This window comes from Rhizobium sp. B230/85 (assembly GCF_019355735.1).
GTDB classification, from domain to species: domain Bacteria; phylum Pseudomonadota; class Alphaproteobacteria; order Rhizobiales; family Rhizobiaceae; genus Rhizobium; species Rhizobium rhododendri.
This window is the reverse complement of record NZ_CP072156.1, coordinates 2,916,347-2,940,654: the sequence shown is the minus strand read 5'-3', so window position 1 is coordinate 2,940,654 and position 24,308 is coordinate 2,916,347. Positions and strand designations below refer to the sequence as shown.

Below are 24,308 nucleotides of genomic sequence, written 5' to 3'. Positions count from 1 at the left end.
GCGGAAGCTGCGCCCGATATGCGTCGTGAAGCCCGCTCCGCCTATTCAGGCATTGCCCAGGCTTTGAAAAGCTCCGACGTCTGGTGGACATGGGCGACGGAGCGCCTGGCGATGCGGTCCTGCGGAATACGGGATACATCGTTGGCCGGCCGGCCTTTCAGTTGCATCTTCACCTGCTCGATGAAGCAGGATAAAGGTAGATCGGAGCCGCTTCGGATGCGCTGGTCCTCCGCCAGCCTCCTGATAAAATCAGGAGTATCCATCGCACTCGCTGTGGTCGGGGTAGGGGCTGCACTGCTCTTCGTAGACATGACAATCCTCCTCTGACTGTACCATGTTCAAGTTAAAGTAGTAGCAACGCGTTACTTTGTAAGACCCTCACGTTTTGTTGACATCAGGGCCAACGAACCACGGGCGGCAGGGACGACAGGATAGACTCTACATTGCCGCCGGTCTTCAGGCCGAAGATCGTGCCGCGGTCGTACAGAAGATTGAACTCGACATAGCGTCCGCGGCGAATCAATTGTTCGTCCCGGTCCTGCTCTGTCCACAGCTTGTTGAAGTTCGACCTTACAATCCGCGGGTAGACCATCGAAAATGCCCGTCCGACATCACGCGTGAAGGCAAAGTCGGCCTCCCAGCCGCCGTCCTCCTCGCTCGAATGAAGCCAGTCGTAGAAAATCCCGCCGATGCCGCGTGATTCGTTTCTGTGCTTCAGAAAGAAATATTCTTCGCACCAGGCCTTATAGCGCGGATAGTCTGCAACCTTATGACGGCCGCAGGCGATCTCCATGGCACGATGGAAAAGCTGGCTGTCTGGGTCTTCCTGTGTTCGTCTGCTATCAAGGACGGGCGTCAAATCAGCGCCGCCGCCGAACCAGCGGCTGGTCGTGACCACCATGCGGGTGTTCATGTGCACGGCCGGCACGTTGGGATTGACGGGATGGGCGATGAGCGAGATGCCGGAGGCCCAGAAGCGCGGATCCTCATTGGCACCAGGGATCTGGCTGCGAAAATCGGGGGCAAACTCGCCGTGCACGGTAGAGGTGTGGACGCCGACCTTCTCGAAAACGCGGCCTTCCATCATCGACATCCTGCCGCCGCCGCCATCGCTTTCGCGCTGCCAATCCTTGGCAACGAAGCGGCCCGGTTCCTGGTCGGCCAGCGGGCCGGTCAACTCGTCTTCCAGCGCCTCGAATTCCGTGCAGATCGTGTCGCGCAGGCTTTCGAACCAGCCGCGCGCAGCAAGCTTCTTTTCCTCGATGTCGTCAGGCAATCCGGTTGGAAGCTGTGGTCTTTCCATAAGTATCTCCGGCGCCATGTGTGCAGCGGCCACGACTCGCACGGCCTTCAAAATCGGTTTTTGCATAACAGCAAAGCAAGGTGGCAGCCAGCATCCCCCGCTTGAACACCGGCATAATCGACTCGCAAAATGAACCGTCTGGTATTATCTTGGGCACAAAGGCAAGGTTTATCATGAAGATTACGGGATCGCCGCCCCTTGATGGGCTCAAGCGCCAGATCGACCGCCACCGCCGCAGCAAGCTTGCAGGCGGCAAGGGAGATTTCGTGCGCGAAACCTATTGCCTCAGCCGCCCCGACGCGCGCGAAAAAGCCCGCCAATGGTTCGACGATTTTCCGAAGGCCGCCTATTGGACGGAAGTCGAAAGCTGGCGACAGGTCGAAGGCGACCGCATCGAATTCACCATGCGCCGCCTGCCGACCGCAGACTGATCGCTTTTTTGCGCCGGCGTTTGAAGCTCATTCGTTAGCAACCGATTTCCAGGCTCATCCCGCTAGCTATCACTCAGCTGCGTTCAGCAAGCGGCTTTCGATCAGCAGGCCGCTCTCATCGAGGATGGGGTGGGCGACGGAGACGATGTGCGCATTGATCCGCTTGAGGTCGCGCAGCATGTCCAGATGCAGCGAACTGGTCTGCAGGCTGTCCATTCGACCGTCACGCAGCCGGGCGATATGGCGATCCGAAGACTGCTTCTCGAGCCGGCGAACATCGACCTTCACTTCCATCATCTGGCGGGCGAGATTGAAATCGCGCGTCACGAGGATCGTCTGGGCTACCCTCAGATTGTCGATGGTCATGGTGAACAAGCGCTGCAGCTCGGCAAATCCGTCGTCGGAAAAGGCGAGGCCGTGGCCGATCTTCTTTGCTACCTGCTCCGAAAGGCCTTTCTCGATGATATCGCCGATATGTTCGAGATTGATGGCGTAGTCGATGATGACGATCGAACGGCGGCTGGTTTCCTCGTCGAGCCCGCCACGGCCTAGCCTGGAGAGGTAGACCTTGACCTCCTGGTGCAGCCGGTCGACGCGCTTTTCCAGCAGCGGGATTTCCTTCAACGATGCCAGGTCGTTGTTATCGAATGCGGTCTGCGTGCGGATCAACATGCGTTCGATGAGATCACCGACGGCCAGAACTTCGCGGGTTGCACTGGCGACGGCAACCACAGGGGTCCCGAGAGCCTGTTCGTCGAGGAACCTCGGGCTGTCATCGGTCGCGGCATCGGCGGGCACCAGCCGCAGCATCAGCCTTGAAATCAGGGGAGAAAACGGCCAGGCGAGGGCGGCAAGCGCGATGTTGAACATGAGATGCGCGTCGACGGGCAGTTTTGCGGGCACAAAGCCGAGGCCTTGTAGAAGGGCGCCAGCGTGGCCGGCCAATGGCATGGCAATGGCGCAGCCGATGGCGCGCACGATGAGGTTGCCAAGCGTCACGCGGCGGGCGGTTGCGGGACCGGACATGGTCGCGACGACGGGCGGAATGGCGCCACCAAGGTTGGCGCCGAGCACCAGGACAATGGAGAGAGCGGGCGACAGGATGCCGGTGGAGGCGAGCGACAGGATCAGCACGACAACGGCAAGGCTGGACGACGAGATGAAGGCGAGGGCGGCCGAGAAAATCAACGCGACCGGCAGGGCGCCGTCGAGCAGGCCGATGAAGGCGGCAAGCGCCTGGGATTCGCGGATCGGTGCCGTTGCCATGCTCAGTAGTTGCAGCGACAGCAGCATCAGGCCGATGCCAATTAGCGCCGTGCCTGCGCCCTGCTGATTGCTCGACGAGCGGCGGTAAAGGACGATGCCGATCAGTATGATCAGCGGCGACAGCCATTCGATGCCGGTTGCGACGATCCATGCGGTCACGGCGGTGCCGACATTGGCGCCGAGCAGCACGATCTGTGCCATGGACGGGATCACCAGGTCACGTTCGACGAAAGATGCGACCATTAGCGCGGTCGCGGTCGAACTCTGCAGCGCGATCGTCGCGACGAAGCCGGAGACGAAGGAACGGCCGCTGCTGCGTGTCCCGGTCGCCAGCCCGGTCCGCAGGCGGGCACCGAAAGCGCGGGTGACGCCGTCCTTTACCTGCGACAGGCCGAACAGCAGCAACGCCACTGCGCCGAACAGGTTGATCATGACCGTGGTTGAGTCCATTTTTCGCGGGATTTCCTTCTCATGCCGTAGGCTTCCGGCATCGACCGGAGACTGAAAAGGCACGTAATTTCAGCGTTGGAGAGAGCCGTACCCGGCAAAATTTGCTCGTCGGCTAACTATTATATGGACAAAACCTGCTGTAAATCAACGCTTGTAGCGACAACTGGGGGTCAAATTTGCGTCACTGATGGTCGAGTGCCGTCAGCCCCAGCGTGTCTGGCGCAACGCCTCGCCCGCGATCATTGCTGCCGACATTGCGACGTTGATGGACCGCTGGCCCTCTACCATCGGGATGAGGATGCGACCATCGGCTCCCTCGTGGACCGCATCCGGAACGCCGGCGCTTTCCCGACCGAACAGCAGGATGTCGTCGGAGCGGAAGACGAAATCGGTGTAGCGGTCCGCGGCCTTCGTCGAGGCAAGGATCAGGCGGCGCCCGGTGCCGCGTCGCCACGCCTCGAAATGCGTCCAGCTGATGTGACGGGTCAGGGAGACCGCGGCGAGATAGTCCATGCCGGCGCGCTTGAGGTTGCGGTCGGAGATGTCGAAGCCGGCGGGCTCGATGATGTCGACGGCAAGATCGAGACAGGCGGCAAGCCGCAGGATCGTGCCGGTGTTGCCGGCGATATCCGGCTGGTAGAGAGCGATGTGCAGGGCGGTCATGGCTCCTCGACTATCCGATCGGCAGCAAAACCCGCAACTGAAATGTGCTTTCATCAACGTCTGTGATGCGTCCCATCGCAAGTTCTGCGTGTTCGGACCTCCTTTGGGGCTTTTGCAGACGTCGCTTTTGCGATAAAAGACGCCTTGTTCACAACGCAAACCAGCAGGAGGCGCTAATGGATCGATTTTTGGCTGTTCGTCTCCCGGTGCGTACGCCGGTGTCTCATCCGGTCGTCTCCGTCAGGATCTGACGACTTTCTCCCTTTTTGAACCATTGCGCGGCTGATACGGCCTCGTTCTTTCCGCGACCGCTCCCATATGACGCTGCGAAACCATTGGACGCAGCGGCGGGATGCGGCTTCGACGTTTCTGGAGCATTTCATGTTTGGCTGGTTTGAACGGCGTCTGAACCCATTCCCGATCGAGGAACCCAGTGTTCCGCCGCACGGGCTATTTGCTTTCTGTTGGCACTACACAAAGCCTGCAGCCCCCTGGCTTGCCGCCATGGGCGTCCTGACGATGCTGATAGCCATCGGCGAGGTCACGCTTTTCCGGTTTCTTGGCCAGATCGTCGACTGGCTGTCGCATGCCGACAAGGCGACCTTCCTGCAGACGGAAGGCGCGACGCTGTTCTGGATGGCGGCGATGGTGCTCGTCGGCCTGCCGGTCGCAGCCGTGCTGGACTCCATCATCATGCACCAGGTGTTGCTCGGCAACTATCCGATGATCGCCAGGTGGCAGATGCACCGCTTCCTGCTGCGCCACAGCATGACGTTCTTTGCCAACGAGTTTGCCGGACGCGTTTCCACCAAGGTGATGCAGACGTCACTTGCCGTGCGCGAAACGGTGATGAAGCTGCTCGACGTATTCGTCTATGTCGTCACATACATCATTACGATGATCGTCATCGTCGGAACGGCGGACTGGCGGCTCCTGCTGCCGCTGCTGGTCTGGCTGGCGATCTATATCGGGATCGTCAGCTTTTTCGTGCCCAAGCTGCGCAAGATTGCCGCGACGCAGGCCGACGCGCGCTCGACGATGACCGGTCGGGTGGTCGACAGCTACACTAACATCGCGACCGTGAAGCTGTTCTCCCATGCCGGCCGCGAGGAATCCTATGCCAAGGCGGGCATGGATCTGTTCCTGCAGACGGTTTACGGGCAGATGCGCTACGTCAGCCTTTTCCAGGCGTCGGTCTACATCAACAACTGCGTGGCGCTCTTCGTCATCTCGGCGATTTCCATCTGGTTCTGGCTGAACGGCGCCATCGAGGTCGGCTCGATTGCAATTGCCATCGGTCTGGCGATGCGCGTCAACGGCATGTCGCAGTGGATCATGTGGGAAGTCTCGGCGCTGTTCGAGAACATCGGCACGGTCTATGACGGCATGGAGATGATGACAAAGAAGCACGACATCATTGACCGTCCGTCAGCGCCAACGCTGGTGGCGCAGAAGGGGGCGATCCGTTTCGATCATATCCGCTTTCATTACGGCAAGGCGAAGGGTGTGATCGAGGATCTGACGCTGGATATCCACGCTGGCGAGAAGATCGGCCTTGTCGGGCGCTCCGGCGCCGGCAAGACGACGCTCATGAACCTGCTGCTGCGCTTCTACGAACTGGAGTCCGGGAAGATCACCATCGACGGGCAGGATATCGCCGGGGTGACGCAGGAGAGCCTGCGTGCGCTGATCGGCGTGGTGACGCAGGATACGTCGCTGCTGCATCGCTCCATCCGCGATAACATCGCCTACGGTCGCCCAGATGCCACCGACGCCGAGATCATCGAGGCGACCAAGCGTGCCAATGCATGGGAGTTCATCGAGAACCTCGTCGACTTGAACGGCCGCAAGGGTCTGGATGCACAGGTCGGCGAGCGTGGAGTCAAGCTCTCCGGCGGCCAGCGGCAGAGGGTGGCGATTGCCCGGGTGTTCCTCAAGGATGCACCGATCCTGATCCTCGACGAGGCAACCTCGGCGCTCGATTCCGAAGTCGAGGCGGCCATCCAGGAGAACCTGTTCGCGCTGATGCAGGGCAAGACGGTCATCGCCATCGCCCACCGGCTGTCGACGCTGACGGAGATGGATCGGGTCGTCGTTCTCGACAAGGGCAAGCTGATCGAGACCGGCAGCCACGCCGACCTGATCACCCGGGGCGGCATCTACGCCGATCTCTGGAACCGCCAGTCCGGCGGCTTCCTTGCCGACCATTCGACGGAAGCGGCTGCGGAATAGGCGCGGTAACGACAAGGCAGCGCGTCGTCACACGATGACGCGCTGCAGGCCCGGAACGCGCATGAGCGCAAGGCTCAGAAGTGTTGCCAGCCCGAAGCACAGGAGGGTCAGGAGCCCAACTCTCCAGATCTCATCGTTGCCGATGACGGGCGCGAGCAGCCAGAGGAAGAAGACGTGGCTGGCATAGACAGTCAGGCTAATCCGGCCAGCCCACGCGAGCCGATCCACAAACTGTGAACGCGGTATCTGGCGCACCCCGAGAAAACACGTCAGGCCGACCAGATAGGTGGCGATGGTGAAGTCGTGGCTGATGAAAACGGCCGCATTTGAAGCGCGGTAGATCATCCATTCCTCCAGGATGAGGCCAATGTAGGAGAGACAGATCGCCGGGGCCGCCCATCTGCCCAGCTTCCAGTTTCCGACCTTGGCGCAGAGGCCGAGGTAGACGAACAGCGGTGCTATGAACAGGCCCCCGCGTTGAGGATTGCCTGGCATGTGAAGCACATTGTGATAGCTGCTGAAAATCACGCCGATGGCTGCAAGGACGACGCATAGGGCGCCCGTGGTCCTGATGCCGATGAGGCTCGTCCCCGCCGATACCAGCACCAGCGCAAGTCCCAGTGCCGGCAGAAACCAGAGGTGGAAAGCGGTGCCTCCCGAGATCAGGTCGCGCGGGCCGAAAGACCATTGCTGGATCGGACAGATTTGCAGGAAGACGAAGTATGCGAACATCCAGAACAGGTAGATCGGCAGCAGGCGTTTCAGCGGCTTGACGACCACCGATAGATCGAGCCTCGCCAAGGGTTTCAGGAAATAGCCGCTGGTGATGAAGAAGAACGGCACCGAAACGCGACAGGCGATGGCGACGAGGGCTGCCCATGCGGGGTGAGGCGGATGCTGCGCCGGAGGCAGGCAATGCAGCAGAACGATAACGAACGAGAACACATAGCGCATCGCATCTATGGATGTGTTGCGGTCTGGCCTGGCGAGTAGGATTTCGTCGGCCATCGGCAAATCTCCTTGAGGATGGGCAGGTCGTCTTCGTTTGCGCGCCGCTCGAGTGCAAGCGTCATTGTCAGATTTTGGTGAACTCTCGATGTCCGGCTGACTGGTCTGCCCGCGAATTTGTGCCGAAAAGGGGCAAAATCACGCTAGGTTCGCAGGCTGCTCCCGAGCGGAAAGGCGGTCGCAAACGTGACGGACGTGAAGCCGCTTGGGGCCAACCAACCCTTTGCCCTCCGTAGAAAACTGCCTATATCGCACGCATGTTGATCCGCACCGTCGTTCGCCTTTTCGAGACATGGCTCGATCCGTTCTATCGCAATGACGAACTGCGGCCGCCGCAGTCGCTTTACGCGTTCATCTGGTACTATGTCCGCCAGGCCAAAGGGCCGTTTCTGGCGATGGCGGTGCTCGGTGGTGCCGTGGCGATGCTCGAGGCGGCGCTGTTCTGGTTTGTCGGCCATCTCGTTGACATCCTCGACACGGTTCCCAAAGGCGATGGCTGGCACGGGCTTCTGTCCGGTCACGGGTGGTCGTTGCTGGGCATGGTTTTCGTCGTGCTCGTCGTGCGTTTCATCGTCGTCAGCCTTGGCGCACTGGTCGAGGAGCAGGTGGTCGTGCCGGGCTTTCTCAACCTGGTTCGCTGGCAGGCCTATGTGCATGTCGCCCGCCAATCGCTGAGCTTCTTCCAGAACGACTTTTCCGGGCGGATCGTCACCAAAGTCTGGTCTGCCGGCCAGTCGACCGGCGATCTCGTGGTGTCGTTGCTGCAGGTTGTGTGGTTCATCATCATCTATGCGGCGTCCACGGTCGCCCTTGTTGGCGGTCTGGACTGGAGGCTGGCGCTGATCGTTGCCGTCTGGATTGGGCTGTTCTGCCTGCTGGCACGCTTTTTCGTCCCGCGCATCCGCCGCCATGCCCGCGATGCCGCCGAGGCCTCGTCGATGCTCAACGGCCGCATGGTCGATGCCTACGCCAATATCCAGACACTCAAGCTCTTCGGCCGCGAGGATCGCAATGATCTCTATATCCGCGACGGCTTCGACCGCTTCCAGGCGGCGGTCATGCCTTTCACGCGGCTCTTGACCGGGGTGCGCTCGTCGCTCGCCTTGCTGTCGGGTGTGATGATCACCAGCATTGCCGCCTTTGCGATCCAGCTTTGGCTCTCCGGCGCAATCACGACGGGCGGGGTGGCCTTTACGCTCAGCATGGTGCTGCGCCTCAACATGTTGTTCGGCCGGATGATGACGCAGTTCAACTCGATCATGCGCAATCTGGGGACCATCCAGAACGCCGCGGAGATGATCTCTCAGCCGATCGGGCTGGTCGACCGGCCGGACGCCAAGGCGCTGGTGGTGTCGCGGCCGGAGATTCGCTTCGAGAAGGTCAGGTTTCATTATGGGCGTGGCAGCGGCGTAATCGACGATTTCTCGCTGGTCATCAAGCCCGGTGAAAAGGTCGGTATCGTCGGCCGCTCCGGTGCCGGCAAGACGACGCTGGTCAACCTGCTGCTGCGTTTTTACGATCTGGAAGCGGGCAGCATCCTGATCGACGGTCAGGATATTTCCCGCGTCACCCAGGAATCGCTGCGCGCGGCGATCGGCATGGTGACGCAGGATACGGCGCTGCTCAACCGCTCCATCCGCGACAACATCTTGTTTGGTCGGCCTGATGCGGGCGCCGACCTGCTGCTGCAGGCTACCAGCCGGGCCGAGGCCGACACGTTTATCGCCGATCTCGAGGACCAGAATGGCCGCAAAGGCTTCTCCGCCCATGTCGGTGAGCGTGGGGTCAAGCTGTCCGGCGGCCAGCGTCAGCGCATCTCCATTGCCAGGGTCATGCTCAAGGATGCGCCGATCCTGGTGCTCGACGAGGCGACCTCGGCATTGGATTCCGAAGTGGAGGCCGCGCTGCAATCCAACCTGCTGGCGATGATGGAGGGCAAGACGGTTCTGGCAATCGCCCATCGGCTGTCGACGATTGCAGCCCTCGACCGCCTCGTTGTCATCGAGAAGGGGCGGATCATCGAGGATGGCAGCCACGCGGAACTGCTGTCGCGCAACGGTCTCTATTCCGAGCTCTGGGCGAGGCAATCCGGAGGCTTCATTGCCGTCGATGCGGAATAGTCGGACTAACGGACGATGGTGAAGTCGGTGATGAGCCCGTAATGGTTCGACCCCATGGCATCCTCGATCCGACGCACGGATTTCAGCTGCAGCGGCGGCCTCGCAAATACGTGATCGATAGCGATGCCAAAGGCGCCGGTCTCGATCGGCCAGGTCGCGGGCTCCGGGAAAACGTGGGCCAGATTGCTGCGGCGGAGAAACGCCTGCATGTCGGGTTCGACCACGGCCGCATTGAAATCGCCGGCGAGCAGCAGCGGCTCCCGGACTGCGTTCAAGGCATCGGACAGGGCGGCCAGTTCGTCGGCATGGAAATCGTCGAAATAGGGTTTGCTCAGATGGGCGGAGGCGAAGGCGATCTTCTGGCCATCGATGTCGATGGTCGCCAGAATGAACCGGTTTCTCCACAGCCCGCTGAGGCTACCGATCGACTGCGAGAGGAACGGCCGCTTGGACATCAACAGGCTGTCGCAATTGTCCTCCATCACGCCGCATCCGATGCGGTAGGGATAGACGGCAGCCAGTCGCGTCATCTGCGACAGCATCGGCGGCGCCTCGAACATTTCCACGACATCGGCCTTGGAGTTGAGAACGAGATCGGCAATTTTTTCCGAATTAGCAAAGTTGTCGCCGTCGATGTTGAACGACAGCAGCCGGTAGGATGGCTGCGCGTCAGCAGGCGCTGGCGTTTCTGCGCGGGCCTGAAGCAGGACGATCGAATGGCCGGTGATGGCGATCGCCACGACCAGCATGGCGATGGCGTACCGGTGGCGCCGCACGGCAAGCGCCAGCAGCGCTCCGACAATGCAGGCGATGCCGATGTGGGTCTGCAGGCTCTCGAAGAAGGCGAGGATCCACAGGTGCGTGACATAACGGGCCGCCAGGATGCCGAGAATACAGGTGGTCACCACCGATATCACGCAGTAGATGGTATCTCTCATGACCCTGGGTAACCTCTGGATGCGCGCTTCTGCGGAGCGACTAGCACGGTGCCCCTGTTGTTGCAACGCAGCAAGTTTGCGATAGTTATTTTTGCAGTGCAACGCGAGGATTTGCTTTGCGAATTCGTCGGCAATTCATGCGGTTACCACAATAGCCCAAGCGTAGACGGTTTTGATCTGTCATGCGCCCATAAAACTGTAGTTTTGCCCGCGACATTGTGCCCACCTCCGCTGGCAAGACTGGACATGGCGTTCGATCAAGCTTAGAAACCGGCTGGGGGCGGAGAAAATCTATGGCAGAATTGTGGCCTGGGCGATTCGCCGGAGTTGAAGGATTGCCGCGGCACATCCGCGGTTCTGCGTGAAGAGGAGGGGCCGCGTGAGCGAGAACGACACGAAGAGCGAGACCTTGGGCGAGCCGACGCGGCGCGATTTTCTATATATAGCAGCCGGCATGGCCGGCGTGGTCGGTGCCGTTTCGGCCGTCTGGCCATTTATCGACCAGATGCGGCCGGATCAATCCACACTGGCGCTTGCTTCCGTCGAAATCGATGTTTCCAGCCTTGAGCCCGGCATGTCCTTGACAGTCAAATGGCGTGGCAAACCGGTCTTCATCCGCAACCGGACCGAAAAAGAAATCGCCGAGGCCAATTCCGCCCCGATCGGCGACCTCAAAGATCCCGTCGCGCGCAACGCCAACCTGCCTCCCGAAGAACAAGCAACCGATATCGCCCGCTCAGCCGGCAAGGGCAAGGAGAACTGGATCGTCATGATCGGCTCCTGCACCCATCTCGGCTGTGTGCCGCTCGGCACGTCGGGGGAATATGGCGGGTGGTTCTGTCCCTGCCATGGGTCGGTCTACGACACTGCCGGTCGTATCCGGAAGGGTCCCGCACCCATGAACCTCGCCATACCGACGTTTGCATTTACATCCGACAAAGTGATCAAGATCGGTTGAGGGGGATACTGAATCATGAGTGGTCAATCAACCTACGAGCCATCCACCGGACTTGAAAAGTGGATCGACTCGCGGCTTCCATTGCCGCGCCTGGTCTATGACAGCTTTGTCGCCTATCCGGTGCCGCGCAACCTGAACTATGCCTATACGTTCGGCGCAATGCTGGCAGTGATGCTGGTGTTGCAGATCCTGACGGGCGTGGTGCTGGCGATGCATTACGCCGCCGAGACGACCGTGGCGTTCAACTCCGTCGAAAAGATCATGCGCGACGTCAACCATGGCTGGCTGCTGCGCTACATGCATGCCAACGGTGCCTCGTTCTTCTTTGTCGCTGTCTACCTGCACATCGCTCGCGGGCTGTATTACGGTTCCTATAAGGCGCCGCGCGAGGTTCTGTGGATCCTCGGCGTCATCATCTACCTGCTGATGATGGCGGCCGGGTTCATGGGCTACGTGCTGCCCTGGGGGCAGATGTCGTTCTGGGGCGCGACCGTGATCACCGGCTTCTTCTCGGCGCTGCCTTACGTCGGCGAGTGGGTCCAGCAGTTCCTGCTCGGCGGCTTTGCCGTCGACAATCCGACGCTGAACCGCTTCTTCTCGCTGCACTACCTGCTGCCGTTCATGATCGCCGGCGTCGTCGTGCTGCACATCTGGGCGCTGCATGTTGCGGGCCAGACGAACCCGACCGGCGTCGAGATCAAGACCAAGACGGATACGGTGCGCTTCACGCCCTATGCGACGATGAAGGATGCGCTCGGCGTCTCCGTGTTCCTGCTGGTCTACGCCTATTTCGTTTTCTATCTGCCGAATTATCTCGGCCACGCCGACAACTACATTCCTGCCGATCCGCTGAAAACGCCAGCGCATATCGTGCCTGAATGGTATTTCCTGCCGTTCTACGCCATGCTGCGCTCGATTACCTTCAACATCGGGCCTATCGACTCGAAGCTGGCCGGCGTGCTCACCATGTTCGGCGCGATCCTGGTGCTGTTTTTCGTACCGTGGCTCGATACGTCGAAGGTTCGCTCGGCTGTCTACCGTCCCTGGTACAAGGTGTGCTTTTGGCTGTTCGTCGCCAACGCAATCTTTCTCGGTTGGCTCGGAGCTATGCCGGCGGAGGGGACCGGGCTTTTCGGCCTCTTGTTCCATGGCGACCTCAGGGGCAATTATGTCGCCTACTCGCAGTTCGGGACACTCTTCTACTACGGCTTCTTCCTGGTGATCATGCCGGTCCTCGGCCTGGTCGAGACACCGCGACGAATACCGAACTCGATCACCGAGGCGGTACTCGAGAAGCAGAACCGCAAGTCCGCTCCAGCGGTCGTGGTCGGGGCATGAGCGCGGCGATGGGGAAGACGATGATGAGCAAGTTTGCTGCCGGCTTTCTGACGCTGGCACTCCTCGCCGGCGCAGGCACGGCACTTCATGCCGAGGACACCAAGCCGCCCGCCGAGGCGACGCCGGTCTATCCGCTCAAGGAGCCGCGAGAGCAGAAGTGGACGTTCGCCGGACCCTTCGGCTACTATGACAAGACGCAGCTGCAGCGCGGGCTGAAGGTCTATGCTGAGGTCTGTTCCGCCTGTCATTCGATGAGCCTTGTGCCGTTCCGCATGCTCGGCGATCTCGGCTATTCGGAGGCGCAGGTAAAGACCTTCGCCGCCAACTACGAGACGCAGGACGGACCGAACGCGCAAGGTGAGATGTATACCCGGAAGGCTGTGCCATCCGATCATTTCCCGTCGCCTTTCCCCAACAAGGAAGCGGCTGAGGCTGCCAACCACGGTGCCGCACCGCCGGACTTCTCGCTGCTTGCCAAGGCGCGTGAAGTCGAGCGCGGCTTCCCGCGCTTCGTCTTCGATATTTTCACGCAATATCAGGAGAACGGGCCGGATTACATCTACTCGCTGCTGACAGGCTACGAGGAGCCTCCGGCCGGTTTCCAGGTGCCGCCGAACGGGCACTACAATCCGTACTTCCACGCGGCAGCTGTGCTGGCTATGCCGAAACCACTGTCGGATGGCCAGGTGACCTATGACGACGGATCGCCCCAGACCGTCGACCAGTACGCCCACGATGTCTCTTCCTTCCTGATGTGGGCCGCCGAGCCGCATCTGGAGGAGCGCAAGCACACCGGCTTCATGGTCATGGTGTTCCTGCTCATCTTCACCGTCCTGATCTACCTGGTAAAGCGGTCGGTCTACGCCAAGACCGAGCACTGAGCAGGACGGTAGGTTCAAGACGAGGCCGCTTCGGGCGGCCTCGTCATTGCTAGGTTCGAAGCTGTCTCTGCTTGCGCAATGACGATTACGCTTTCGGCTGGACATGGCTGGCTGCTCCACCCTATTGGTGGCTTTTTGCAACGAACAGCAGCAGGGCTCCTTCGCCAATGACGACCCGTGACAATGAACTCATCCGATCGATCCGTTCCATCCCGGATTATCCGAAGCCCGGCATCATGTTCCGTGACATCACCACGCTGCTCGGCAATCCCCGTGCTTTCCGGCGTGCCGTCGATGAACTCGTGCAGATCTGTGCCGGTATGAAGATCGACAAGGTCGCCGGCATGGAAGCGCGTGGCTTCATTCTCGGCGGCGCCGTGGCTCACCAGCTGTCTGCCGGGTTCATTCCCATCCGCAAGAAGGGCAAGCTGCCCCATGAAACGGTCAGCATCGCCTACAGCCTCGAATACGGCCTCGATGAAATGGAGATGCACCGCGATGCGGTCATGCCTGGCGAACAGTTGATCCTCATCGACGACCTTATCGCCACAGGCGGCACCGCTGTCGGGGCGACGCAGTTGCTCCGACAGATGGGCGCCGAGGTGGTGGCAGCCTGCTTCGTCATCGACCTGCCGGATCTCGGCGGTCGCCGCAAGCTCGAAGCGCTGGATGTGGCCGTGCACACGCTGGTGGAATTCTCGGGCCACTAGTCGGTTCCCGAGCCGTCGAGAGCCTCGTCACTCGAATTCGAGGACGCCACTTTCAAAACGGAGAACCGGGATGCCGTCCTGGTTCTCGCCTTCGCAGAGGATGGTGTTGATGATCCATCCCGGGCGCGAGGCTAGGCTGCGGCTCGACAACAGCGTCACCGAATAGCGCACCGTGTCGCCGGCAAAGATCGGTCGCAGCCATTGCAGGTTCTTGAAGCCGGGCGAGGGGCCGAGCTTCGGCGCCGTCAGGCCCTGGCTTTCGAGGCGGACGGTCTCTTCGGTCCAGAAGGCGACGAAGGTCTTCATCCAGGCCGAGCAGCTATGCCAGCCAGAGGCGCAGAGGCCGCCGAACAGCGATTGTTTCGCCGCTTCCGGATCGACGTGGAAAGGCTGCGGGTCAAAGCGCGTCGCATAGGCGACGATGCGATCCGCGTCGAAGGTGTAGGTGCCGATATCGACTTTATGGCCGATGGCATAGGTCTCCGCCATGGTCATGCCGGACCCCCCGCCGCAGTCTCAATGCGGAACATGATGGAGTTTTCCCCGAGGCTGACGATCTCGCCGCGCTGGTTCTCCACCTCGTGACGGAATTTGACGATACCGATCCCCGGGCGGGACCGCATGGGACGGGACTGGAGCACCGTGGAGCGGCCGGACAGCGTATCGCCGGCGAGGACCGGCTTGCGCCATTCCATGAGGTCGATGCCCGGCGAGCCTTCGGAGAGCGAACGGCACAGGAAGCTGTCGAACATCATCCGCATGAACATCGACGAGGTATGCCAGCCCGACGCTGCAAGGCCTCCGAGGATGCTGGCGCGGGCGGCTTCCTCATCAAGATGCATCGGCTGCGGATCGAATTCCTCAGCGAATGCGATGATTTCCGCCGACGTCACCGCCATCGGGCCGAGCGGAAAGCTGCGGCCGACGGTGAAATCTTCGAATGCAAGTCTCTCGTCACCCATCGCGGTCTCCTCCCGTTTCGCGCGATACGGCTTGCGCCGGATCAGGTGTTGAAGCGGAAGTGGATGACGTCGCCGTCCTGGACCACGTATTCCTTGCCTTCGTCGCGGCCCTTTCCAGCTTCCTTGGCGCCGACTTCACCCTTGAAGTTGATGTAGTCGTCGTAGCTGATGGTGAAGGCGCGGATGAAGCCGCGTTCGAAATCGGTGTGGATGACGCCGGCCGCTGCCGGTGCCTTCGTGCCACGCGCAATCGTCCAGGCGCGCGTTTCCTTGGGGCCGACAGTGAAGTAGGTGATAAGGTCGAGCAAGCTGTAGCCGGCGCGGATCAGGCGGTCGAGACCGGCTTCCTCTAGACCGAGGGCCTCCAGGAACTCCTTGGATTCCTCATCCGGCAGCTGCGCTACTTCGGATTCGATAGCAGCCGAGATGATGACGCATTGCGACCCTTGCGCCTTGGCCATTTCTTCCACGGCCTTGGTGTGAGCGTTGCCGCTGACCGCATCGCTTTCGGCGACGTTGCAGACGTAGAGTACCGGGTGCGACGTCAGCAGGTTCAGCCCCTTCAGGATCTCCAGCTCTTCGGCGTCGAGTTTCGGCAGCAGGGTGCGGACCGGCTTGCCTTCGTTGAGGAGCGCGAGCGACGCGTCCATCATCGGCAACAGCGTCATCGATTCCTTGTCGTTGCTCTTGGCGCGCTTGCGAGTCTGCTCGGTGCGGCGCTCCAGGCTCTCGAGATCGGCCAGCATCAGTTCCGTGTCAATTGTCTCGGCATCGCCGACCGGATTGATGCGGCCTTCGACGTGGGTGATGTCGTCGTCTTCGAAGCAGCGCAGCACGTGCACGACAGCATCGACTTCGCGGATATTGGCGAGAAACTTGTTGCCGAGGCCTTCGCCCTTGGAGGCTCCGCGTACGAGGCCTGCGATGTCGACGAAGGAAATGCGGGTCGGGATGATTTCCTTCGAGCCCGCAATGTCGGCCAGCTTCTGCATGCGCGGATCCGGCACGGCGACTTCGCCGGTGTTCGGTTCGATGGTGCAGAACGGATAGTTGGCCGCCTGAGCCTGCGCCGTCTTGGTCAGCGCATTGAAGAGTGTGGACTTACCGACATTCGGAAGGCCGACGATACCGCATTTGAAGCCCATGGCTGTGACACCTGATTTACTGGAAATGTTTGGCTGTGCGTATGAGATAAAGGAGCAGGGCGGTCAAGCCTTTCGGCACCTGCAGGGCCGTTGTCTTGAAGGTATGGCGGATTTGCCCTACAATCCAGGGCGAGGCGATGGGATTGAACGGCGGCGCGATAACGTCAAAAGGCCAGCCGATTCTATCGGGGGCGCTATGGTTTGCCCATCGGCCGCGCTGGTTATCGAGCAGGGGCCTCAGCTTGTAAGACACGCATGTTCGTTCTTGAACATTGTCCGCTTGAACACAGCCTGTCGCAGCGCAATATAAGGCCAAGTCGAGCCCAGCAGAGCTCCGGCGTCTTCAGGAGACGGATTTTCCATGAGTGACAGCAGTACAAACCTCAAACCCAAGACCGTGACCAAGCCCAAGCTTGAGCAGCCCAAGATGTACAAGGTCATCCTGATCAACGACGATTTTACGCCGCGCGACTTCGTGATCATGGTGCTGAAGGCCGTGTTCCGCATGAGCGAGGAAACCGGAGCGAGGATGATGATGACAGCCCATCAACTGGGTTCCTGCGTCATCGTCGTATGCGCCAAGGACATTGCAGAGACCAAGGCCAAGGAAGCCACCGACTACGGCAAGGAAGCCGGCTTCCCGCTGATGTTCACCACCGAGCCGGAGGAATAGGCGGGGAGAGCATTATTGCCTGGGAGGCTATCCTCTTTTGACGTTCAATCGTTGCGGATCTGGAAGCCGGCCTTGTTCTGGGTGAAGCCGCAGCTTTCATAGAAGCGATGAATATGTTCGCGCTGCCGCCCTGTCAGCAGCATCACCTTGTAACAGCCGGCGGTAAAGGCGACATCGATGGCGTGCAGGATAACAGTGCGCCCATAACCTTTGCCGCGCTGCTCCTCCAGCGTCACGACATTTTCGATGAGAGCGTAAGGTCGAGTTTCACGGGTAAGGTTAGGGACGATCAGAAGCGTTGCGGTGGACACCGGTCGATGGTCGGCGGTCCCAAGAAAGACGCGGAGGCCCGGCTGCGCCAGCATTTCTGCGTAAGCTGTCTGCGTCGCATCCGCCGTCGGTTCGGGATCGGCGGGGTTTAGTTCCCGGTAGAGGGCGAGAAGCTGGTCAAGGTCCGAAGCTTCGGCCTGGCGTACGGCAAACCCTGCTTCCCCACTGCCGGTCATTGGTCGCCGTCCTTACCGCCAAACAACTTCTTCAGCATGTCCGCCATCGGGCCGGTCGTCGGCAGGGCCTTGGGCTGGTTGAAATTGCGTGCAGCGCGGATATGCGACTGGCCTGATGGCTTTCCCGATGCGGCCAGCTTCGGTGCCTTTTCTTCCGACGACTTGTCGCCGACAGCGAGTGCCAGCTTGTTCATCAGCTGCGAATCCTCGTTGCGCACCAGCATGTCGGCGTGATCGGCCAGCGTCTCCAGGAGCGGCTCGAGCCAGGTCTTGTCGGACTTGGCGAAGTCGCCGAGCACATAGCTCTGTACCAGGTCCTTGACGCCGGGATGGCCGATGCCGAGACGAAGGCGGCGATATTCTCGCCCGGCATGCGCGTCGATAGACTTGATGCCGTTGTGGCCGCCATGGCCGCCGCCCGTCTTCAGCCGTGCGCGGCCCGGAACGAGATCGAGTTCATCGTAGATGACGACGAGATCTGCGGGCTGCAGCTTGTAGAAGCGCATCGCCTCGGCGACGGACTCGCCCGACAGGTTCATGAACGTTTGCGGCTTGATCAGCAGCACCTTCTGGCCATCGAGTTCACCTTCGGCAATGACGGCCTTGAACTTCTTCGTCCAGGGCGAGAAGCTGTGGCGACGGTGGATGGCATCGACAGCCATGAAGCCGATGTTGTGGCGATTGGCTTTGTACTGGGGGCCGGGATTGCCGAGGCCGGCGATAAGAAGCATGGCTGTCGTCCTTTCGCAGATGACGGAGCCGTTCATCGACGCGAATGGGTCGTCAAGTCAAGACGGATTTTCTGACGGGTGAGTGGGCCAAGCGTTAGTTTTCGAGCGCCATGCCGTATTGCTGGAAGAGTTGCTTCTGCGTTCCGTCGGCGATCAGTGCGGTCAAGGCAACCTGCATCTTCTGGCGCAAATCCTCCGGAAAATCCTTGTGGCAGGCGATGCCAATCACCTGGCGCGATAAGAGGACGACGCGCTCCAGCGGCTTGCCCTCCTTGATCAGCTTGTCCATGTAAGGTTCTGACAGCGGCATCATGTCGATGCGGTCGTTCATCAGTTTTTTCAGCGTCGCCGACATGGTGGTGGCAACGTCGATCTTCGGGAAATCGAGATTGCGCAGCAGGGTCTCCGTATAGTCCTCGCGCCAGGTACCGACGGAAAACTGCCTTGCTTGCTCGAGGGTTGCAGCGTTTACCGCGGTGCCGGTATGCTTGACGAGAAAATTGCGGTCGATCAGCAGCGGCTCCACCCATTTGAACAGGGCGTCGCGCTCGGTTGTATGGGCAGTTGCAAATACGCAGTTCATCGGTGTGGTGCGGGCTTGTGAATAGGCGCGAGCCCAAGGGACGACATCGATGGTAAAGTCGTTCAATCCGCGCATCAGCAGCTTGATCTGGTCGACGGCAGCGCCCTTGATGTCGCTTCCTTCGCGGTAGCTGAAGGGCGGATATTCTTCTGTCACGAAGGATACGGTCTGCGCCTCGGCCGTGACGGTGAGATGGGAGGCGATCAGGAGAGGCAAAAGCATTTTGATCATGGGCTTCTCCCGCGCGAGGTTCAGGATGCGATGGCCATGCTGCCGCGACCGCCGGGCATGCGGCCCGCCAGCGTTTCCATCAGCGCATCCGGATGCTGTGGCCTGTGGAAGAGATAGCCCTGGCCATAGTCGATACCCATGGCGATCAGCGTCGCACACTCGTCTTCGGTCTCTATTCCTTCTGCGATCACCGTACAGTTCATCTTGTGCGACAGGGTCGTGATGCTTTCGACCAGCATCCGGCTTTTGCGACGGACGTCCGGAGACGCGTCGTTGATGGCCTTGGTGAACGACTGGTCGATCTTGATGATGTCGACTGGAAATCGATTGATGTAGCTCAGCGACGAATAGCCCGTCCCGAAATCGTCCAGTGCGATGCGACATCCGAAACTGCAGATCTCGTTGATGATGTTGCGGACCTCGGGATTGTCGTCCATCAGGACCGCCTCGGTGATCTCGATAACGATCCGCTGTGGCTTGATTTCGTGGCGCATCAGCAAACCGGCGATCAGGGCGGGCAGTGCCGGCTCGAACTGCAGTGGCGAGAAGTTGATCGCGAGATAGACATCCTGCATCCCGTCGAGCTTGGAAATGCGGGCGAGGTTGGCGATGGCTTTTTCCATGATCCGCGTTCCGATGCGGATGATGGATCCCGTTTCCTCGGCGATATCGATGATCGGCTTTGGCGGCAGGATGCCCTTCTGCGGATGATGCAGGCGCATGAGCGCCTCGAAGCCGGCGATCGCGCGATCCTCGATGTTGACGATCGGCTGCAGGTAAGCCTCGAACCAGTCTTCGGTCAGCCCAGTCTCGATGAAGGTTTCGACCTCGGCGCGGCCGCGTGCGTCGTCCAGCATGCTGTTGTCGAAGATCTGCGCGCCATTTTTGCCCTCGCGTTTCTTGGCATACATCGCCATGTCGGACTTCTGCAGCAATTCGGAGGCGTTGGCAGCGTGGCGCGGATAGATAGCGATACCGATGCTGGCGCTCAGGCGGGCGTCGCCGACGAACGGGGCTGCAAAGATCTCTGCGACGCTGGCTGCCATGGCGAGTGCCTTTTCTTCCGCGTCTTCGGACAAGATCAGAATTGCAAATTCGTCTCCGCCGAGGCGGGCTGCGATGTCACCCGGCGATAGGTGGGCCTGCAGGCGCGCGACAAGTTCGCACAGTGCTGCATCGCCGGCAGCGTGGCCGAGATTGTCGTTGATCCACTTGAAACGGTCAAGATCGATAAACAGGCAGGCGAGTTCCCGGTGACGCAGGTCTGCCTCGTTGATCTTGGCATCGAGCGCGGTCTCGAAACCCTGGCGGTTCAGGAGGCCGGTCAGGTGATCGGTGATCGCCTGGCGCAGATTGCGGTCTTCGGATTGCTTGAGTTCGGTGACATCCGTCATGACCGACAGCGACCGTCCGCCCTTGACGGCTGTCGATTCCAGGATGAGCAGGTCCATGATCCGGCCGTCGATACAGGGGAACTTGACCGTCACATCGATCTGCGGTGCGGCCCGGCCGTGTTGCTGCTTTCGCTGAATGTATTTCTCGCGGGACTGTTCCATCAGCAGGCTGGCGAAGGGGCGGCCGAGCACCTGCTCCCTTCGGTAGCCTGTCGCGGCCAGCCAGTAATCGCTGACGGCGGAAATGCAATCGTTCTCGTCGAGGGAGAACAGCATGGCGGGGGTGAGGTTGTAGGTATCGGTTGCGCCGCGATGGGCGAGCTTCAGCTCCGTCTCCTCGCGCTCCAGCTTGATCTGCATCTCGTTGAAGCTGCGCGCCAGCCGTCCCATTTCGTCGTTCGACTGCCAGTCGACGTGGTGGCGGGAGCCGAGCTGGCGTGTCGCCTCGATGGCATGGGCGAGCCGCATCAGCGGCTGGATGACGAATATCCGGTTGCCGATCAGGGCTGTTCCGAAAACGGTCAGTACGGCGAAGATGAAAATCGAGATGAAGACGATCTCTTCGTGCTTCAGGCCGTCGAAGATGCCGAGTTGCGGGTAGAGAACGGTGATGGTGCCGAGTGTCTTCTTGCCGTCCACCGTGTTGTAGGTGATGGCGCGGGAGATCGATTCCAGCTTGCCGTCGAAGGATTTGGGAATGGTCGACTGGGTGATGTCCAACTGGCCGGATGTATCGCGGACATTGACCTGAACCTGCTCGCCCTCGGAGACGGTGGTGGCGCTGACCTGGGTGATGGTATCCTCGTCCAGATCCCAGAGAGGCTTGGCAAGCGCCTGTGCATTGGCGGCCAGCAAGACCGTGATGTGATCGCGGATTTCCTTCTCGGCGCGTTCCGACGAGAGAAACAGGAACAGCACGAACAGCGGTGCGACGAAGACCAGAAGGGCGCCGCAGACGATCGCAAAAAACCTGTTTTCGACGGAATTGTTCATCGCGTCCGAATCTTCCCCTGGTTGAGGTGGCGCTCGAGCGATGTCGATCGGACGGCTGCAACTCTGTGGCGTAAAGTTTCACAGATTTGTTAAGGGTTGCTGAAACGGCGGGGTTAACGGTGTGGTACTGCGGTGCCCGAGGCCAATGGTCCCAACTTGGTTGCAGGCACGAAAAAACCCGCCGTCCGTTGAGGATGGCGGGTTCTGATCTCTTCGACGTTTTCGGAAAAGCTTACTCTTCCGAAGTGCCTTCTTCTTCTGTCGTTTCGTCTTCAACGACGTCGACTACCGGCGGAACGATCGTGGCAATCGTGAAGTCACGATCGGTGATCACAGGCTGTACATCCTTCGGCAGTGTAACGTCCGAAATGTGGATGCTGTCACCGATCTTCAGGCCGGTCAGGTCGACCGAGAAGGATTCCGGGATCTTGTCGGCAGGGCAGGTAACTTCAACGGCGTGGCGAACGATGTTGAGAACGCCGCCGACCTTGATGCCAGGGGCCTTGTCGTCGTTGAGGAAGTGAACCGGGATTTCAACGGTCACCTGGGTGTTGCCGGAGACGCGCAGAAAATCGACGTGCAGAACGAAGTCACGGACCGGGTCGAGCTGGTAGTCCTTCGGCAGGACGCGGTAGGACTTGCCGTCGACTTCGACCGTTACGATCGTTGTCAGGAAGCCACCGGCGTGAACGCGCTTGGTGACTTCATTAGTGTTCAAGGTGATGGAAACGGGAGCCTGCTTGTCGCCATAGATGACAGCAGGAATGAGACCTTTGCGGCGAAGTTCACGGGCGGACCCCTTACCGACCCGTTCGCGTGCGTCGGCCTTGAGCTGATAGCTTTGGTTGCTCATGGCAATTCCTTTCAAGATTACTGGAGAGTCTTGGCCTTTGCGGTGAACCGCGTGGCAAGACCGGAGGACGGCCGAAACCGGCCCCATCCGCATTGCCTCCAAGGGTGTCTGCGCGGACGCGTGGCGTATAGGGCAAAAGACTGTAAAACGCAAGACTACCGGCCGCATCGCGACGAAAGCGCGATATTGATGCCGAAAAGCGGTTTGGCCTCGTCTTCTGGAGGCGGGAATGTCAGGCTATTTGCGCCGGGTATTCTACGGAAAATCGGTTACGGTTTCTCCGAAATGCGAGACTTGGGCATTCACCGAAGTTCAGAACCGATCCGCGGCACACGGGATAATATCGGAGGCGGTTGGGGTTTCAGCGGATCGACGGTTGACAGGTTGTAGCGTCGTCTTTCACAGTCGCCCGGTGCAACGGCATAGGGAGAGTTGTTATGCGTTACCGGACCATCGCTGCTGCAATCGTTCTGACAACCGGTCTTTCGGGCGCATCCTACGGCGCCGAGGTGAACGAGCAGGGTGCCAAGGATCTGCGTAACTCGCTCAGCGCGTTCCTTCCCCACGATGTCGCCAGCACGTTCCTCTCCGTCAAGCCGGTAGGCAATCGTTACGAGGTTACCTACGACCTCACGAAGTTGCTCGACCGGTTTCCTTCCCCTGATTTCACGATTTCCGGCCTTAAGCCGCTCACGATGTTCGCGGCGCCTGCGGAGAAGGGCTTGTGGAACATCGATGGCGACAATTCCCTCGATATTTCCGCTCATTCCAAGCTGGGCGACGGGCCGGCGACCGATATCCAATATCAGATGGGGTCGATGGTCTATAGCGGGGTGTTCGATCCTGCGATCAGTTACATGCGCTCGCTGGATGCGACGGCGAGGGACTTCAGAATGTCCTCGATCTCAGGGGCTCAGAAGGTCGAGGCTGGCGCTGCCGGCATGACCTACAAGTTCTCGTCCATCGATACGGCAAGGCCGGGCACCGTCGATATGCTCGCCAGCGGCGCGATGCCCAGCTTTTACGAGAAGATCGCTGGCCAGGCCTCGGGCAATGCCGAGATCAAGGCGGACAATATGACATTCGACGCCAAGGCGACCGGCGTACCGATCAATGCATTGCGCGATCTCATCCGCTTTGTTTTCGAACACGCCGAAGCCAAGAAGCTGTCGAAGCGCGGTGGCGAAAAATTCCAGACGCTGGTGCGCAATGCGCTGCCGCTGTTCGGCTCGCTCGAGGAAACCGCCGTCGCCAGCAATCTCTCGGTACTGACCGATGTCGGGACGGCGTCGCTGGACAAGCTCACCTACTCCTTCAAGATGAACGGCCTGACCGAAGCGTCCAGCATCGGCTTCGGGCTGAGGGCGGAAAAGCTGAAGCTTGCTTCCGGCCTGGTGCCAGAGGGCTACGAGGCGCTGGTGCCCGACACGACCGTGGTGGAAGTCGGTATCCCCGACATGAACTTCGCGGCGGCTGCCGACATACTGCTGAACACCGATTTCTCGACGCCGGAGGGCCTGTCCACCGAAAGCGGCCGGAAGATCGGCAGTGCCATCTTTCCAAACGACAAGCTGACGATCGATTTCCCCGAGATCAGCGCGGTTTCCAGCGTTTATGATATCGCCGTCTCCGGCAAGGTTGTCTCCAATCTCCAGCAAACCAATCGCTACGCGTTGCAGATGAGCGTGCTTGCCCGCGACTACGACAAGACTATTGCCTTCGTCCAGAATGCCGCAAAGACCGACGCTGAGCTCAACCAGATTTCTTTCGGGATGATGATGGCGAAGGGGTTTGCCAAGACCGATCCGGACGGCCGGCAGCGTTGGGATGTCACGGTGACCGAGGATGGCGCCTTCACCGTCAATGGCCAGGTGATCACCCCGGCAAAATGACGACGGCTTTTGGCGGAGCTTGCCTGCAAGGTCCGATACCATCTGCC

At 60.2% G+C, this 24,308-nt stretch carries 23 protein-coding genes; 9 read left to right on the top strand and 14 right to left on the bottom strand.

Features of this window, described 5'->3' with window-relative positions; genetic code table 11:
• Positions 1-41 precede the first annotated feature (41 nt).
• Both J5289_RS14210 and hemF read right to left on the bottom strand, forming a co-directional pair.
• A complete protein-coding gene (locus J5289_RS14210) occupies positions 42-311 on the bottom strand; it encodes a hypothetical protein (RefSeq protein ID WP_209184337.1) in 270 nt (89 codons plus the stop codon).
• A gap of 83 nt (positions 312-394) precedes the next feature.
• Positions 395-1,303: an oxygen-dependent coproporphyrinogen oxidase gene (gene hemF / locus J5289_RS14205; protein ID WP_209184336.1), complete on the bottom strand. Its 909-nt coding sequence runs from the start codon at positions 1,301-1,303 to the stop codon at positions 395-397.
• 173 nt (positions 1,304-1,476) lie between these two features.
• On the opposite strand from hemF, the gene J5289_RS14200 reads away from it, so the two are divergent.
• Entirely contained in the window at positions 1,477-1,734 is a 258-nt protein-coding gene (locus J5289_RS14200; RefSeq protein ID WP_142823354.1) for a hypothetical protein, read from the top strand.
• A gap of 69 nt (positions 1,735-1,803) precedes the next feature.
• On the opposite strand, the gene J5289_RS14195 is transcribed toward J5289_RS14200, so the two are convergent.
• Both J5289_RS14195 and J5289_RS14190 read right to left on the bottom strand, forming a co-directional pair.
• On the bottom strand, positions 1,804-3,450 hold the full coding sequence (locus tag J5289_RS14195; RefSeq protein WP_209184335.1) for a Na/Pi cotransporter family protein: 1,647 nt from the start codon (positions 3,448-3,450) through the stop codon (positions 1,804-1,806).
• Positions 3,451-3,651: 201 nt separating this feature from the next.
• A complete protein-coding gene (locus J5289_RS14190; RefSeq protein WP_209184334.1) occupies positions 3,652-4,113 on the bottom strand; it encodes a tRNA (cytidine(34)-2'-O)-methyltransferase in 462 nt (153 codons plus the stop codon).
• 381 nt (positions 4,114-4,494) lie between these two features.
• Here J5289_RS14190 and J5289_RS14185 point away from each other — a divergent pair, with 381 nt between their 5' ends.
• Complete coding sequence (locus J5289_RS14185) at positions 4,495-6,345, top strand: ABC transporter ATP-binding protein (RefSeq protein ID WP_209184333.1); 1,851 nt, start codon at positions 4,495-4,497, stop codon at positions 6,343-6,345.
• 27 nt (positions 6,346-6,372) lie between these two features.
• Here J5289_RS14185 and J5289_RS14180 read toward each other — a convergent pair whose 3' ends face one another.
• Complete coding sequence (locus J5289_RS14180; protein WP_209184332.1) at positions 6,373-7,353, bottom strand: acyltransferase; 981 nt, start codon at positions 7,351-7,353, stop codon at positions 6,373-6,375.
• Between the two features lie 257 nt (positions 7,354-7,610).
• Here J5289_RS14180 and J5289_RS14175 point away from each other — a divergent pair, with 257 nt between their 5' ends.
• On the top strand, positions 7,611-9,473 hold the full coding sequence (locus J5289_RS14175) for an ABC transporter ATP-binding protein (RefSeq protein ID WP_209184331.1): 1,863 nt from the start codon (positions 7,611-7,613) through the stop codon (positions 9,471-9,473).
• Positions 9,474-9,478: 5 nt separating this feature from the next.
• On the opposite strand, the gene J5289_RS14170 is transcribed toward J5289_RS14175, so the two are convergent.
• Entirely contained in the window at positions 9,479-10,411 is a 933-nt protein-coding gene (locus tag J5289_RS14170; RefSeq protein ID WP_209184330.1) for an endonuclease/exonuclease/phosphatase family protein, read from the bottom strand.
• A 379-nt stretch (positions 10,412-10,790) separates the two neighbouring features.
• Between J5289_RS14170 and petA the strand changes: the two genes are divergently transcribed.
• The 4 genes from petA to J5289_RS14150 all read left to right on the top strand — a co-directional run bounded on the left by petA (position 10,791) and on the right by J5289_RS14150 (position 14,298).
• Positions 10,791-11,369: a ubiquinol-cytochrome c reductase iron-sulfur subunit gene (petA, locus tag J5289_RS14165; RefSeq protein ID WP_111222689.1), complete on the top strand. Its 579-nt coding sequence runs from the start codon at positions 10,791-10,793 to the stop codon at positions 11,367-11,369.
• Positions 11,370-11,384: 15 nt separating this feature from the next.
• On the top strand, positions 11,385-12,707 hold the full coding sequence (locus tag J5289_RS14160) for a cytochrome b N-terminal domain-containing protein (protein ID WP_142823346.1): 1,323 nt from the start codon (positions 11,385-11,387) through the stop codon (positions 12,705-12,707).
• A gap of 23 nt (positions 12,708-12,730) precedes the next feature.
• Positions 12,731-13,588 (top strand): cytochrome c1, encoded by an 858-nt coding sequence (locus J5289_RS14155; RefSeq protein ID WP_209184328.1) that lies wholly within the window; start codon positions 12,731-12,733, stop codon positions 13,586-13,588.
• A gap of 167 nt (positions 13,589-13,755) precedes the next feature.
• Positions 13,756-14,298, top strand: a complete 543-nt coding sequence (locus tag J5289_RS14150; protein WP_209184327.1) for an adenine phosphoribosyltransferase — start codon at positions 13,756-13,758, stop codon at positions 14,296-14,298.
• A gap of 27 nt (positions 14,299-14,325) precedes the next feature.
• On the opposite strand, the gene J5289_RS14145 is transcribed toward J5289_RS14150, so the two are convergent.
• The 3 genes from J5289_RS14145 to ychF are packed head-to-tail and all read right to left on the bottom strand — an operon-like array spanning position 14,326 to position 16,405.
• The gene (locus tag J5289_RS14145) at positions 14,326-14,793 is read right to left on the bottom strand and encodes a MaoC family dehydratase (protein WP_209184326.1); all 468 of its coding nucleotides are present in this window, start codon (positions 14,791-14,793) and stop codon (positions 14,326-14,328) included.
• A complete protein-coding gene (locus tag J5289_RS14140) occupies positions 14,790-15,260 on the bottom strand; it encodes a MaoC family dehydratase (protein ID WP_209184325.1) in 471 nt (156 codons plus the stop codon). The genes J5289_RS14145 and J5289_RS14140 overlap by 4 nt, the downstream gene beginning before the upstream one ends.
• A 41-nt stretch (positions 15,261-15,301) precedes the next feature.
• A complete protein-coding gene (gene ychF / locus J5289_RS14135) occupies positions 15,302-16,405 on the bottom strand; it encodes a redox-regulated ATPase YchF (protein WP_209184324.1) in 1,104 nt (367 codons plus the stop codon).
• 361 nt (positions 16,406-16,766) lie between these two features.
• Here ychF and clpS point away from each other — a divergent pair, with 361 nt between their 5' ends.
• Positions 16,767-17,078, top strand: coding sequence for an ATP-dependent Clp protease adapter ClpS (clpS, locus tag J5289_RS14130; protein WP_209206499.1), 312 nt, complete (start codon positions 16,767-16,769; stop codon positions 17,076-17,078).
• Between the two features lie 44 nt (positions 17,079-17,122).
• On the opposite strand, the gene J5289_RS14125 is transcribed toward clpS, so the two are convergent.
• The 5 genes from J5289_RS14125 to J5289_RS14105 form a co-directional block, all read right to left on the bottom strand.
• Entirely contained in the window at positions 17,123-17,584 is a 462-nt protein-coding gene (locus J5289_RS14125) for a GNAT family N-acetyltransferase (RefSeq protein ID WP_209184323.1), read from the bottom strand.
• On the bottom strand, positions 17,581-18,315 hold the full coding sequence (gene pth / locus J5289_RS14120; RefSeq protein ID WP_209184322.1) for an aminoacyl-tRNA hydrolase: 735 nt from the start codon (positions 18,313-18,315) through the stop codon (positions 17,581-17,583). The genes J5289_RS14125 and pth overlap by 4 nt, the downstream gene beginning before the upstream one ends.
• A 94-nt stretch (positions 18,316-18,409) precedes the next feature.
• Positions 18,410-19,126 (bottom strand): substrate-binding periplasmic protein, encoded by a 717-nt coding sequence (locus J5289_RS14115; RefSeq protein WP_374108278.1) that lies wholly within the window; start codon positions 19,124-19,126, stop codon positions 18,410-18,412.
• Between the two features lie 23 nt (positions 19,127-19,149).
• Positions 19,150-21,516: a bifunctional diguanylate cyclase/phosphodiesterase gene (locus J5289_RS14110; RefSeq protein ID WP_209184320.1), complete on the bottom strand. Its 2,367-nt coding sequence runs from the start codon at positions 21,514-21,516 to the stop codon at positions 19,150-19,152.
• A gap of 232 nt (positions 21,517-21,748) precedes the next feature.
• Positions 21,749-22,369: a 50S ribosomal protein L25/general stress protein Ctc gene (locus J5289_RS14105; RefSeq protein ID WP_142823335.1), complete on the bottom strand. Its 621-nt coding sequence runs from the start codon at positions 22,367-22,369 to the stop codon at positions 21,749-21,751.
• Positions 22,370-22,806: 437 nt separating this feature from the next.
• On the opposite strand from J5289_RS14105, the gene J5289_RS14100 reads away from it, so the two are divergent.
• Positions 22,807-24,261 (top strand): hypothetical protein, encoded by a 1,455-nt coding sequence (locus J5289_RS14100; protein ID WP_209184319.1) that lies wholly within the window; start codon positions 22,807-22,809, stop codon positions 24,259-24,261.
• The last annotated feature ends 47 nt before the right edge of the window (positions 24,262-24,308 follow it).